Source organism: Nitrosomonas sp. Nm58 (genome assembly GCF_900107335.1).
Taxonomy (GTDB): domain Bacteria; phylum Pseudomonadota; class Gammaproteobacteria; order Burkholderiales; family Nitrosomonadaceae; genus Nitrosomonas.
In genome coordinates this window covers 218,701-232,111 of sequence record NZ_FNPQ01000001.1, presented here as the reverse complement: position 1 = coordinate 232,111, position 13,411 = coordinate 218,701, and the positions used below count along the sequence as shown (strand labels likewise).

The following is a 13,411-nucleotide window of genomic DNA, read 5'->3' as shown; positions in this document are numbered from 1 at the left end:
ATAATAAGGTAGCTTATAGCTTATGCTGCCGGGCGCGATGCACGTTTGCGTTCATGCTCCAGAAGGAAGCGTTTACGTATCCGAAGACTTTTGGGCGTAATTTCTACCAGTTCATCATCGGCGATAAATTCTATGGCAGACTCCAGCGTGAGCTGGATGGGCGGTGTCAACGTCACTGCCTCATCATGGCCCGATGCACGGACGTTAGTCAATTGCTTGCCTTTAATCGGATTCACGACCAGATCATTATCCCGGCTATGAATGCCAATCACCATACCCTCATAAACTGGATCACCCGGGCTGACAAACATGCGCCCACGCTCTTGCAGTTTCCATAGTGCATAGGCCACTGCTTCACCATGCTCGGCAGAAATCAGCACACCATTTCTGCGCGCTGCGATCTCAGGTCGCATCGGTGCGTATTCATCAAAAACGTGGCTCATCATGCCGGTACCCCGCGTCATGGTCATGAATTCGGATTGAAAACCGATCAAGCCGCGTGCAGGAATACGATAATCAAGTCTGACCCGGCCATGCCCATCCGATACCATATCGAGTAAATCACCCCGACGTGCACCCAGCGCTTCCATCACAGCGCCCTGGTTTTCTTCATCGACATCTATCGTGAGCACCTCAAAGGGCTCGCATTTCTCACCGTCAATTTCACGAATGACGACACGTGGACGCGAAACAGCCAGTTCATAGCCTTCACGCCGCATATTCTCCAGCAATATGGTCAAATGCAATTCACCCCGTCCAGAAACCAGGAACGAATCGGTCTCACCTGTTTCTTCCAGCTTGAGCGCCACATTGGTCAGCAGTTCTTTTTCCAATCGTTCGCGCAACTGTCGACTGGTGACAAATTTTCCTTCTTTACCTGCGAATGGCGAGGTATTGACCTGGAAATTCATGGACAGTGTCGGCTCATCCACTATTGGCATTGGCAATGCCTCAGGATGATCGATATCGGCCAGCGTCGTACCGATACTGAGTATTTCAATGCCATTCACCAGGACGATATCCCCCGCTAATGCTTCACTCAGTGGCACACGCTCAAGACCACGAAAACCGAATACCTGATTGACGCGCGCTTTTTTGGGTGTTTGATCCCCGGTCATGACCATCACATCCTGGGCAGGCTTGAGACGGCCGCGCGCGATCCGCCCCACACCAATCCGGCCAACAAAACTCGAATAGTCAAGCGCGTTGATTTGTAATTGCAAAGGCTCGTCAGGGTTACCCGTTGGCTCAGGCACATGCTTGAGGATGGTGTCGAAAAGCGGACGCATATCGGTGCTGGTCTGTTTCGGATCCAGTGTGGCATAACCATTGAGCGCGGACGCATACACCACCGGAAAATCCAGTTGCGCTTCCGTTGCATTCAATTTATCGAATAGGTCGAAGGTATGATTGATCACCCAATCCGGACGCGCACCCGGGCGATCAATCTTATTGATGACCACAATGGGTCGCAGCCCCAGCGCCAACGCTTTCTTGGTGACAAAACGCGTCTGCGGCATAGGCCCTTCCACAGCATCTACCAGCAACAACACGCCATCCACCATCGATAGCACGCGCTCGACCTCGCCGCCGAAATCCGCGTGACCGGGTGTATCAACGATATTGATATGCACGCCCTCATAATCGACCGCACAATTCTTGGAAAAAATCGTAATACCCCGCTCGCGTTCGATATCGTTGGAATCCATGACACGTTCGGCGATGGTCTGATGCGCGGCAAACGTTCCTGCCTGATGTAGCAGCTTGTCCACCATTGTGGTCTTGCCATGATCGACGTGAGCAATAATAGCGATGTTTCGGAGTGGGCGTGACATATAATAAATCCCTAAGAATTAACCTGAAATTGATGCAAAGAAGGGGCAAGATTATACCATCGGATCAGTAACATAGCCAGCCAAGGTCTTTCCTTATTCATGCATTGACTCATCCTCCAGCTGTCTTTACCCAAAAGACAAAATGCATCCAAACTTTGAATATATAGCATAGTTTGAGTCAAAAAAATTATGCTTTACGTGTTTGCACGTATTTTTTTAGTGAGTATATTTCGATAACCTATCGGAGTATCCAAACTCAAAAAAAGCATTTATATAATCTTTAATCCCCAGCACACGGGCAATGGCCTGATTCAGTGTGATACGCCGCGGGGCCGATAGAATCTCTTACTTTTCTACACTCATCTTGCGGAGGAGACTATGAGCGTCACGATTATTAAGGAGATCAGGAATAACACGCCGTTCTTTTTCTTTACATCCCCCAAGGAACCCGACTAATACAAGCAACCTTCTATTTTCCTCTTTATTTAACCCGAATATTTCATAAATTCGCGTGATGATCACGCAGGATTTTGATTAATAGGGAAGTTTTGAGAAGGAGGGGTGTAGTAATTCATACACCCGACTGAGCAAAATCTTTCTTATTAATCAAAAGACAAGTGAGGGCACGTGCCAATTTATGAAATATTCGGGTTAAGAGTTACTTTTCTATTCGAAAATACTGAGTACTGGAGGTTTGAGGTGGCTATCAAAATCTGGGTTCGCTGGATGAGTGGATATCAGAAACAAACTGCTCATGAAATTACTGATCTCTTGATCGAACAGGGTATTCAAATGCAAGACTATGATGATCATCTTTCCCGCAATCCTGGTGTGATTTTTAGTAATGAAGTCACTCCGAAAATCTGCGAGCAGCTACGCGAATTTAGCCATAATGGTCAGCTACAAGTTCTTGCCTGTTGTGATACGGCCATTCCGGGTGATGCAGTCTGGCAACTATTGGAGGCGGGGGCCTCTGATGTATTGGTGTGCTCGGAATGCAGTACGATCATCCATGAGATCACCTCACGCCTCCGCCGCTGGGTGGCAGTGGATCGTATGGTGAATTCACCAGCAGTGCAGAATGTATTAGTAGGAGAAAGCCAGGCTTTAAAGGCGATCCTGCGTCAAGTTGTAGAGGTGGCTCATTTTACGGATGCATCGGTTTTGATTCTGGGCGAAAGTGGCACCGGCAAGGAGTTGCTGGCGAATCTCATCCATACCCTGGACCCTCGCCCCGACAAAGGCGACCTCGTCATTCTGGATTGCACCACTATTGTTTCGGAATTGTCTGGTAGCGAGTTCTTCGGCCATGAGCGTGGCGCATTCACTGGCGCGGCATCTTCGCGTGACGGCGTGTTCGCACTTGCAAACGGCGGCACGCTGTTTCTTGACGAAGTAGGAGAGCTGCCCCTTACACTGCAAACCCAGTTACTGCGAGTCATTCAAGAAAACACCTTCAAGCGCGTCGGCGGCAACGCTTGGCAACGCACTTCATTCCGGCTGGTTTGCGCCACTAATCGCGATCTTTGGGCGCAAGTTCAGCGGAGTGAATTCCGCGCGGACCTCTACTACCGCATTGCCAGTAATGTATGTCATTTACCTCCCTTGCGGGAGCGTCCTGAAGACATTCTTCCCTTGGCCAACCACTTCCTGAAGGTAAACTACCCTGATCAGGACTCACCCAAGTTGGATGCTCCTGTTCAGGAGTACCTGTTGCGCCGTGAATACCCTGGTAATGTACGTGATCTCAAGCAAGTTATCGCGCGCATGCTATGTCGTCACGCTGGGCAGGGCGCTATCACGGTAGGGTGTATTCCGCCGGATGATCGACCGGTTTGGACAGAGGACTGGAAGGAGTGGCGTGATACTGGTTTCGAACGTGCAATTCGTATCGCGCTGAGTCGAGGCGTAGGACTCAAAGCCATCAGCCGGAACACTGAAGAGACTGCGTTCCGCATTGTGTTAGAGCAAGTGAACGGCAATACACAACGGGCAGCCCAACTTTTAGGTGTAACCGATCGTACTGTTCAGAACTGGAAGAAAGATAGATCCTCAACAAGTAAGACCGAATACCTTTTGTAATTGTTTTAGGATCATCAACGACTAGCTTCGCAATCCACCTGCCAATAACATCGCCTGACGGCGCCCAGCTATGCCGATTAAATTTCGAAAATTTCCTCCCAGAATCAGATTCTCCTGAGAAAGCGGCAATCGCAAAACCTTGATCTTGGCCAGCTCAACGCCCGGGTGCAGCCATGGCCCGTCGGAGCCGAATAGGATCTTGGCCGCTCCCGCCCGTTTAACGGCTTGTTCCAGCAAATCAAAGCGCCGCACCCCAGAAGTATCAGCGTAAATATTCGGATGGCGAACCAGATGGTCAATCACGGCCAACTGGGCACGCCAGTCGTCAGCAAAGCTACCGAGATGCGGGATGATAAAGTTGACGTCTGGATATTCCTGGGCCAGCAATTCACAAACGGATACCTCCCCCGCCACATCGTACAACACCGGTAAAGCATAAGCCCGGGCAGCCGCACAGATCTCGCGCGTGATGGCGGCATCGTGGCGGTGCACCTTGATGCCAACGAAGCCATAACGTTTTACGGCAATCTCAATCAATTTGTGTATGCGTCCCCGATCACGTTCAGCATGCACAAAAGCAAAACCGTAAAATCGGCTGGATCCACTGGCTACGATACGCGCTACTTCCTGGTTAGCAACGGCATAGTTCGAATGAAAAGCAGAAAACAGCACCGTACGATGAATCCCTGCCGCTGCTGCACGCTGCAGATAATCCCGCAAGGATGCCCGGGTATCCCACGGCCCGGTTAAGCCATCGCCCATTCCGGCATGGCAGTGGCAATCGATGATCATGGTATTTCCTCCCATTCAACACTAGGCACAATTGCTTGAACTCTGATAAATAGCGTCAAACTCCCTGCCGAGATCAGCCAGCGGAATAGCCTCCGGCGGCGAGCGTCGCATGAATTCCTGAACATGAACGCCCGCTCTGGACAAATGTGTCACTAGGTAAGTATGTTCACGAATCAGCCGTGATGAAGCAGCATGAGTTGTAGCAATCGTTGGGCGTTCATGCGTCAAAATCAGTAATGCCTTGAGTCTTCCGCGCGTCAACGGCCTTATGAATCTTTCTTCAGTTATCCAGATTTCTTTTCCTTCAATGTTCAGGCTTGGCCTTAGGCTGAAGAATATTTCGTTTGTCTCGAATTGAATCTTCGTAAATCGGTCCAGCACATCGAAGAAAAAACGATTGACGGTAAGGGGTGGATCCATTGCATGCATGTTTAAATTTTCATAACGATTCTTTCCTCGCATCACAACATAGGCTTTCTCAATGTAGCTGGCCCAACCCCCATCAGACGCTCTGGAAAACATTAGATTGTGAAGTTCCGGCGCTACCGGGTGCTGCGCATCCTCTGGCCGCGGGAAATGCAGTCGGAGTGAAATGATAATCGTTCTGTTCACTCCTCTAAATGTGATGTGGAACACGCTGGAGCCCGAACCTGGCCGTTTCCCCAGAGTAGCTTTGTAAGGCTGTGTGAGGTCATGAAAGATCATGTTTCGCAGAAACTTGGGGCAAGCCCGGCCAACGGCTGCCAAGATAGCCGGTAGAGGACAATTCGTGAGCCGCTGCTGTCGTACGGATGCCCAGTCAACAGCGGCCGGATTCTGAAATGGCGCCAGGCATCTGTGGTAGGGCGCTGCGCAGCGATCAAGCATTACCGTACTATGTTCGGTTTCTGGCTCCCTCAATATCACGGCTAGATGCACCACCTCGAACAGCTCATCTTCAAAACTGAATGGCGTACTCATGAGTGACCTCCTACGCTACTGAGATATATTTATTAAGGCCAGCCAGCGTAACAGGATGGAGGTCCGGGGCTCCGGAGAGTTAATCACTGTGCTTATTTCCTGTCTTTCAATACGGTTCAGCCGGACTTCCATGCGCCTTTTTGCTTTAGGCTCTTTCCACAACGATAGTGCGCCCACGTCGAACCCACCGGCCGGTGCTCGCAGAGGCTTTAGCTCCGCTCGTCTGCAAAGCATTGTCAGTGAGGCTGGCCGGGAGATTCGGCACATGCCGGTGTAGCGCAGCCATCAATGCCGTTCTTACTGCGGCCTGAGGGTCCGCATTGGGGTCGGCCAGCGCTGCTTGCCTGGCTGCTGTGCCCGCAATGCGGACAAAGCGCCGCGCCTTTTCCAACTCTGCTTCTTCCGCGTTCAAGCCACTGAATTCAAGTTCCAGTGCTTTGCTCAGCGCTGTTCCCACAGCACCACCGATTGCCGTGCCGACCCCCGGTATCGGAATAAAGGATCCTAATGCCTTGCCCACGACCGGAAGCGCGGCCTTGCCAATAGCTTTCAGACCTTTGCCCAGTACGGGCAGCACTCGCTTGCCAATGAAGCGGCCCGCTTTCTTGATCCCCCTGCCTATTCCCTTGAACAACTTGCCGAGAAACTGGTCCAGCTCTTCCTCACTGGAAATCGATAACAATTCCGCGGCAAGCTCGATTTCTTCAGCTTCATTGAACGGGCTTTCCAGTGCTATTTCGAGCTCTCGCTGATTGGTGACCAGCCCAGTTGGATTCAGAGCAGCCCGAAGGCCCTCTTCGATTGCTTTATGTTGAGATGTCAGTACCCAGCAAAAGGCATAATTGTCGGGATTGAGACCGAAGAATATCGCATCCCGGCGGTATCCTTGCATTCGCTCGCGAAGGTTTTCGCTTTCACCGACATAACCGATGTGGCCGCTGGGCGAGCGATTACGGAAAATGAGAAGATATACACCCCGTTGCTGAGGAGCGCGATGATACTGCGAGAGCCGATAACATCGCCTGGTGGCCCAGAGTCCCTGATCTGCTGGCAACATGTGTGTGAGGAGCCTGCTGTAATTGTCTCGAAATGCAGCGGGCAATTCCATTTCCATCCACTCGCTCTCGTAGATGGCACCGAATTCCAGTTCCTCCGATGATGGTTGGTCACCCCGGTTTTCACAAGCAACCCTCAATGCCTCCTCGGTATCGGGGCCGGCGATACCGGTTGTTCTGAGGCCTTGCTGCCGCTGAAAACGCCTGACAGCACTGCGCGTTTCCGGTCCCACAACGCCCGTCACTGGAAGCTGTGTTCCTATCGCTTGATTCAGACAATCCTGTAGCCAGCGCACTCGCTCCGACCCTAACGGTTCGGGTCCAATGGGATAGGGCTCGCTCACGATACCATAGGGTTCACGTCCCACGCCCCAAGGCCTACGGCGCCCCTTCGGGAGGGGGCGGGGTTTTGCAATCGGCGGGCGCTTGATTCCCTTCGGTCGTAATCCAGACAGGGAGGGGGACTGGGAATACCGTCCTCCGCTCCTGCCGAATGATCGACGACTTCCTCGTTCACTTTCTACTTCGAACATCTCGCCAGCAAATTCGGGAGCGAGTTCAAAGGGCAACGTTTCAAAGCTGGGTTCTTGATTCATGATTCACCTCTAGAATGTAGTGTCACTATCTTGATTGGCAGGCCGAAGTTGGCTGCCCCTTAAGCTGTTCGTTGTTTGTTGGGGTTTTGACACTATTGGCCAATGAATCCAACATATCTATACATCGATCCATCTCCATAGCGCAGTGCCGGGCCGTGATCAAAAAACTCAGACGGGCTTCCCTATTATTGTGGGGGCGTGATAATACGGCTTGAACGCCCCGCTGAGAAAGACGTTGGTGTAGCCGCACAGCCGCATCCCCAGCAATGCCGTGGAGGGTTTGAACTGGAAACCAGCCGCCGGCGGAAGACCCTCCGACGAGCTCCAATCCTTTTCGGAATTGTCCGACTCGCTGAGCGAGCCTTTGTCTCAACAAATTACCCTGAACCTGGTTTACCGTCAGCGCATGCGCAGCAGCCTGGATAACGGCCACCGAAGGAGGACTGCTATGCACTCGGGTGTCGCTTGCAGTTTTAAATCGTTTGAGCCAATGCTGGCTCCCTGCAAGAACCGCTACCGGCACACCCAATCCCTTTGCCAGAGAAGAACCCACCAGGATGTCCGGCCCGAAATGCCCACTCCAGCGTAAAATGCCTCCCCCGCCATGGCCATAGGGGGCACACCCTACGGGCGCTTCCCCCAAGATGCCCAACGCCTGAGTATCGTCCAAAACCAGCAGACCGCCAAAGCGTCTCACAATCTCCAAATAGTCGCCGATGGGGGCTGCCTTGCTACAAACGGGGCAGAAGCCATTGGCGACCACCACCGGATATTTCCTTTTACGTATCTGTAGCTTAATTTGAGACAAAAGCGCTGTGGCATCGTGATGACGAAAGCGGTGAACGGCAACACCTCTTGCACCTACCCGCTCCACTCCCCACCGCACGGTCGCATAAGCCCCCTCATCCAGATATACAGTCACCGGTTGCTGGCATAACATCCCGAATAAATCCCAAAACAAATGCAAGGTGGAAGGCATCAGAACGCCTTGCTCGCAGCCCTGTAACTGCGCCAGTCTTTGAGCCACTTCTTCGGCGCCGGGGGGTTCGGCCAGAGCCGCCGGCACACCCAAGGTGAGCTGCTTCCAAGGCTGCAGAAGCCGACTCGGGTGATGCAACCCAAGGTAGAGTGCCGAAGTGAAGTTGATCATCTTTGATGACCTCAACTTGCCCGCTGCTGGCTTGCCAAGCGCCTCTGCAACAACACTGATGGCAAGGTGGAATCCACACGCGCATTCACCGTTGGATCAGCCGATAGATCCACGCCCGTTGCCGCACGGTAAGCATGGATGTAACCCTGCACCTGCGGACGGAAAAACCGTGCCCAATTAAGCGCCTTAACAGGCTCGAACTCATCGCTCCAATGACCCCAGCGGATTGAAAGCAATAGCTGCTCGCCGAACATGCCAAGGTTGCGGAAGTGCAGTACACTGGTGTCGGTCCACCCCTGGAGTTTCTTCATCGCATCGACGCGGTCCATCCAGGGTTCAGGGTAAGCGACCATGATACGGGTCGGCAAAAGCTCCCGAAATTCGGGTCTGGCCAGCAACCACTGCTGCATCAGCATTTCAATGCGGGCACTCGACGGCAGATCTCCGAACTGGTTGTGAGCCCCTTGGGAAAGAATCAAATGCACTTCCTTGAGCGCATTGAGCACCGGGAAGGCGTCGGCTTTAACCGTGGTATCGTCATCCTGCTTATAGAACACGGTACACAAGCGTAACAAGTGGTGGAATGCCTCCAGGAATTTCGAACGTGTATCCACAGGACTGAAATTCTGAACAGCCTTACCTTCCAGTCGCAAGCCGTAATGGTGATCGTATTCGTAGTTGCGCCGATTGATCGTCAGCCGATGCGGCTCATCCTGGATATAACTCCATAGCAAATTATTAAGTGGACGCAATGGATCCATCTCCAGGTTGGCAAGCGGGTCCTGGACTGACGAGCGTATGTTCTGGAAGCGTCGCGAGATAGTGTTCATCGACTGCACGAGCATGCCTTCTTCGTGCCAGTAGGACCAGATGAGTTCCAACAGGCAAGGGTTTTCAAGTTTCTCTTGCAGCAAACCGAAGCAATTGTCGAATATTTCGGCTAAATCTCCTTGGTTTCTCGGGACGGCGTTTTCGAACAATGTAGTCTTGATTGGAATATCGGGTAGTTTTCGCCGAATAACCGCAAGATAAGGCAGTGTTTTGTCGCCGTTCACGGGTACAAGATATTGGTCGAAAGCGGTACTCAACCCCACGTTTGGAATGGGCAGGTCTCTGCGGTTAAGATAGGCGTCATCGCGATTTGGGCGATTCGTATTCGGATCGAACGGTAGCGGTTCCTGCTGCACGCCGCAGTTGACCATCACGAAGGCCTCGGTGGCTGCCTTCATGACGCGATAAGCGTCGGAGTCGGCAAAGGGCAGGAAACGTTGAATCTTCAGTCGATCGTATTCTTCTTTCTTGGTAATAAAACGCCCATCTTCAAAGCCATTTTTTGGGTTTGGAGGTTTCCCGCCACAAAAAACCCAATCCATGAAGCGAAGATAATTATTGAACGAGAGTGCGTCTGTGCTGTTGCGAATTCCTGTCCAGAACGCGGTGTCTTCAGTGAAAGAAGTCTCCGTACGCGTCAGCGAGACGTTTAGATTGCCTTCAACATTGGTTATTGGCGGCTGATTAGAAAAGACAGGTATTTCCTTGGTGACTGAGGCGCTTCCTATTTCGCTCATTGTGGCGCTGACTCTGATTTCACCCACATGCCCATGCGTACTGAGATGAACCATATCGCGCGCGGTATCGGATTCATAAAAATGGCCGCGGGTTGTTGCCCATCTGATCTTTCGATTTCCCGGTTGTATTGTTAAGTTATGATGGACGCTGAAAACCCAGGTAGTTCCTGCATCCGCCTGAATGCACTGATTAAATTCTGTTCCTTGACAATTCTCCGCAAGTGCTCCCCACTCGATGTCAAACTGCAAAGGAATGACTATTGTTCTAGTGAGACAGCTGTCCTGTGTTACCGTGATGTCCGCTTTTTTAGAGACGATTCCAAAAGCTTCGCAACAGATTTCATAGTCGCCACAGGGTACTTCGAGAATGGCAAGAGCATCTTCATTAGTCTCTTTTCGATAAATTTTTTCTTCGCAAGAATACTCATCCGAATGCTCTTCGACGCCTCCTTTCGTTTTAGATTTCTGCTGAGCTTGCTCAGCGCTTTCTTTACCTCGGCGGGTAAGGGTAACCCAAGCATTTCTTATTGGGGTATTTTGGACGGTAGGGTCGTCGGTCACCAAAATGGTCACTTTACCTAACTGCGTATTTTTTGTAGACATGGACGTCTCCTTAATAAATGATGATCAATATTGGATTGCCAGTTTAAACTCTGGTGTTCTGTGTCCCCAGCCCTGTCTGGAGCAGTCTTCGGATACTTGCAAGGTGCTGCTCAGCGCCCAGTGAGTCAGCAGTTTGGACAGGATGGCGCTTTCCTGTTCCGGACTCATGCGACCGTCGGAACGCGCCTGACCAATCACGGCAAAAGCCAAGGTAGGGGGTGCCCGGTACATTTTCGACGGCTGTTGCCGCCAAACCTGCAAAAGCGCCTGAAGATAGTGCGGTTGACGGTTTCGCACCTGCAAGGCTTCGGCCAGGCTATGGCCGCGCAGGCTTAGGGGTCTGTGGTTAACCAACAGTGCGACAAAGCCAGGTAACGTCGCCTGCAAAGCACCATAATTCCGCTGCTGCTCTGCACCCAGTCCGCTAAGCGGGTAATACGCTTCCCATAACCGAGCCAGGCGTTCCCACTGCGGATGAGGATAGAGCGCCTGCCCCATGGCACAGCTCAGCTTGACGCGTATCCAAGGAGAAGGATGGGGATCATCCCGGTTCAGGCGGAACATAAAAGCACGCGGCAGGCTTACGACACCCATTAACCCCAAAGTAGAAGCAATCCCGATGCGAGCAACCGACCAAAAATCAGCAACGATCTCGGAAATCCACCGCTCCCATAACGACCAGATAGCGCTATGAGATCCGCTGCCTCGTTGCATTCCTTGCAAAACAGGACGAAGTGAATTCACCAGATAAAGCAGAGCAGCGGCCTGATGACCCACTTCGTGAACCAGGGAAGAGGCGATACCGCTGCCGATCAGACGTTCCCTCGGCACACGAATCACGGCCACCGGATTTTCGCCACCACCCGGGAGCCGTGTGCGAGCCCGCCGAATGGCGGCCCCGACGTCGCGATCGAAATAACAGATGACGGGGGGCACATCATAGTAATGACCAGTCAGTGTCAGCGCGTCGGCAGAAGCGACATCGAGTCCTGAAAGCCACACACCGATCTCATTCTCGCTACGCTGCGTCAATGCATCATTGAACAAATCGAACTGAGTCAGGACGGTATTGAACCTAAGCCGGAGCATTGTAAATAGCCGTTGCGCCTGCGCCGGGCTCGCTCTTTGACCTAACGGCCCCCGTAGCCAGCTTATATAACGCCGGATTAAACCTCTCAGCTCTCGCCGGCCTTTCATGAGATACCGTTCGATGCCGGTTTGTGCTGCTGGCAGAATAGCCGCCGCCGGCAACATGCTTTCATGCAATGCAAAAGGCTTGATGCGTTCTAATCTGGTCATCAACGCACGAGCTTCCTGCTCGAGCATCCATGTGGCATAGGAAACGGCGGCCATGATGGCTCAAACCCCAAACAGAATAATCTTGTTGCCACGGCGCATCCAGCGACCGCTTCTCGCCCCACTTCCGCAAGAAGGACAGACTGTACCCGCTGTGCCGCCAGGGACTGTAGGCCGGATGCCACTGACTAGACCTGGAGCCAGTTGACGAGCGGCTGCCAGCACAGCCGATTGAGCGACTGTTCGCGGATTAGCCGTCGGTGGCGCTGAGGCTGCATTTTTAGCAGCTGTTCCGGCAAACTGAACGAAGCTTTTCGCAGCCTCGTATTCCTGGTCCTCCAGACTTAATCCCTCCAATTCCAAGCCGAAGATTCGACCAGCAGTGGATGCAACCTGGCTGCCGATTTTGGCACCGCCACTTCCGCCGAAATAACCGCCGATAGCACTCCCCACCATGGGCAGCGCTTTCTTGGCTGCGCCTTTCAAGAGCCCGCCGAGCTGTTGGCCTGCCGGTGACTTGATAAACTGGCCGGCGGCTCGACCGGCCTTTTTGATGAGGCTACCCAGGAACTGCTCCAGCTCTTCTTCGCTGCTGACCTCCAACAGCTCGGCAGCGAGCCCCATCGCTTCTGCTTCACTGAAAGCGCCCGCTTCAGTGCTCCATTCGGTTTCACCATCTTCGTATTGTTCATATTCGTAATTTTCCAGTTCATGGCTGGTTTCCAGTTGAGTGCGGTCGATATCGTGCATGGTGTTATCCTCCTCGAGAAATGTGTTGCCAGGGGTTGTTCAGGCATTGAAAATAATGATGTTGCGGCCTCGCCGAATCCATCGACCACTACGACCCTTACCCGGCACAGTCGATGGCGCCGCAGATCCTGAGCCCGGAGCTAACAGACTGGGTGCATACTTTTGCGCAGCTTTAGTTGCTGCAGCTTGCGCGGCAGTGCGTGGATCGATAGAAGCAGGTGCTGAAACTGCATTTTTGACGGTGTTAGCGGCGAAACGGACGAATTGCTTTCCGCCTTCAAATTCACGATCTTCCTGGCTCAATGCTTCAAGTTCAAGCCCCAGCGCACTGCCTGCTGCAGAGGCGAGGCCGCTGCCAATCTTGGCCCCTAACGGCCCGCCGAAATAGGCACCCAGTGCGCCGCCAGCAATGGGCAAGGCTTTTTTGGCGACACCCTTGAGTACCCCTCCCACAGCTCGACCGATGGGAGATTTCACTACCTTGCGGAGAGCCCCGCCGGCCTTCTTGATTAATCCACCCAGGAAGCGATCAAGCTCCTCTTCATTAGTCACTTCCAGAAGCTCGGCAGCCAGCTCCATCACTTCACTCTCGTTAAATACTTCCCCCCACTCCGCTTCGCCAAACTCGAATTGCTCGTATTGCTCGTTCTCGTATTGCTCGCTCTCAAGACTGCTCATTTCCGGATTGAATTCGAATGTGTTTTCGCTCTCATACATGGCTTAG

General features: G+C 52.5%; 10 protein-coding genes. 1 reads left to right on the top strand and 9 read right to left on the bottom strand.

Translation table 11 applies throughout. The features are described from left to right. Positions 1-20: 20 nt before the first annotated feature. A complete protein-coding gene (typA, locus tag BLW34_RS00980; protein WP_090574430.1) occupies positions 21-1,835 on the bottom strand; it encodes a translational GTPase TypA in 1,815 nt (604 codons plus the stop codon). A gap of 699 nt (positions 1,836-2,534) precedes the next feature. On the opposite strand from typA, the gene BLW34_RS00975 reads away from it, so the two are divergent. Beyond that, entirely contained in the window at positions 2,535-3,917 is a 1,383-nt protein-coding gene (locus BLW34_RS00975) for a sigma-54-dependent transcriptional regulator (protein WP_218138713.1), read from the top strand. A gap of 21 nt (positions 3,918-3,938) precedes the next feature. Here BLW34_RS00975 and BLW34_RS00970 read toward each other — a convergent pair whose 3' ends face one another. The 8 genes from BLW34_RS00970 to BLW34_RS00935 form a co-directional block, all read right to left on the bottom strand. Continuing rightward, positions 3,939-4,709, bottom strand: coding sequence for an amidohydrolase family protein (locus BLW34_RS00970; RefSeq protein ID WP_090574427.1), 771 nt, complete (start codon positions 4,707-4,709; stop codon positions 3,939-3,941). 21 nt (positions 4,710-4,730) lie between these two features. Beyond that, positions 4,731-5,669, bottom strand: coding sequence for a calpain family cysteine peptidase (locus tag BLW34_RS00965; RefSeq protein ID WP_090574425.1), 939 nt, complete (start codon positions 5,667-5,669; stop codon positions 4,731-4,733). Positions 5,670-5,814: 145 nt separating this feature from the next. Further along, positions 5,815-7,320 carry a peptidoglycan-binding domain-containing protein gene (locus tag BLW34_RS00960; protein ID WP_177165907.1) on the bottom strand — a complete coding sequence of 502 codons (1,506 nt, stop codon included), beginning with the start codon at positions 7,318-7,320 and terminating at the stop codon, positions 5,815-5,817. Positions 7,321-7,345: 25 nt separating this feature from the next. Next, entirely contained in the window at positions 7,346-8,470 is a 1,125-nt protein-coding gene (locus BLW34_RS00955; RefSeq protein ID WP_090574423.1) for a pyridoxal phosphate-dependent aminotransferase family protein, read from the bottom strand. Between the two features lie 11 nt (positions 8,471-8,481). Then, the gene (locus BLW34_RS00950) at positions 8,482-10,641 is read right to left on the bottom strand and encodes a hypothetical protein (protein ID WP_090574421.1); all 2,160 of its coding nucleotides are present in this window, start codon (positions 10,639-10,641) and stop codon (positions 8,482-8,484) included. Between the two features lie 24 nt (positions 10,642-10,665). Continuing rightward, on the bottom strand, positions 10,666-11,994 hold the full coding sequence (locus BLW34_RS00945; RefSeq protein WP_090574419.1) for a hypothetical protein: 1,329 nt from the start codon (positions 11,992-11,994) through the stop codon (positions 10,666-10,668). Positions 11,995-12,000: 6 nt separating this feature from the next. Next, entirely contained in the window at positions 12,001-12,687 is a 687-nt protein-coding gene (locus BLW34_RS00940; protein ID WP_090574417.1) for a hypothetical protein, read from the bottom strand. 39 nt (positions 12,688-12,726) lie between these two features. Further along, positions 12,727-13,404: a hypothetical protein gene (locus tag BLW34_RS00935; protein ID WP_090574415.1), complete on the bottom strand. Its 678-nt coding sequence runs from the start codon at positions 13,402-13,404 to the stop codon at positions 12,727-12,729. Between the last annotated feature and the right edge of the window lie 7 nt (positions 13,405-13,411).

Excerpts from the sequence above, each read along its gene's own strand:
- typA (WP_090574430.1), bottom strand. The coding sequence starts at position 1,835 with ATGTCACGCCCACTCCGAAACATCGCTATTATTGCTCACGTCGATCAT.
- BLW34_RS00970 (WP_090574427.1), bottom strand. The coding sequence starts at position 4,709 with ATGATCATCGATTGCCACTGCCATGCCGGAATGGGCGATGGCTTAACC.
- BLW34_RS00965 (WP_090574425.1), bottom strand. The coding sequence starts at position 5,669 with ATGAGTACGCCATTCAGTTTTGAAGATGAGCTGTTCGAGGTGGTGCAT.
- BLW34_RS00960 (WP_177165907.1), bottom strand. The coding sequence starts at position 7,320 with ATGAATCAAGAACCCAGCTTTGAAACGTTGCCCTTTGAACTCGCTCCC.
- BLW34_RS00955 (WP_090574423.1), bottom strand. The coding sequence starts at position 8,470 with ATGATCAACTTCACTTCGGCACTCTACCTTGGGTTGCATCACCCGAGT.
- BLW34_RS00950 (WP_090574421.1), bottom strand. The coding sequence starts at position 10,641 with ATGTCTACAAAAAATACGCAGTTAGGTAAAGTGACCATTTTGGTGACC.
- BLW34_RS00945 (WP_090574419.1), bottom strand. The coding sequence starts at position 11,994 with ATGGCCGCCGTTTCCTATGCCACATGGATGCTCGAGCAGGAAGCTCGT.
- BLW34_RS00940 (WP_090574417.1), bottom strand. The coding sequence starts at position 12,687 with ATGCACGATATCGACCGCACTCAACTGGAAACCAGCCATGAACTGGAA.
- BLW34_RS00935 (WP_090574415.1), bottom strand. The coding sequence starts at position 13,404 with ATGTATGAGAGCGAAAACACATTCGAATTCAATCCGGAAATGAGCAGT.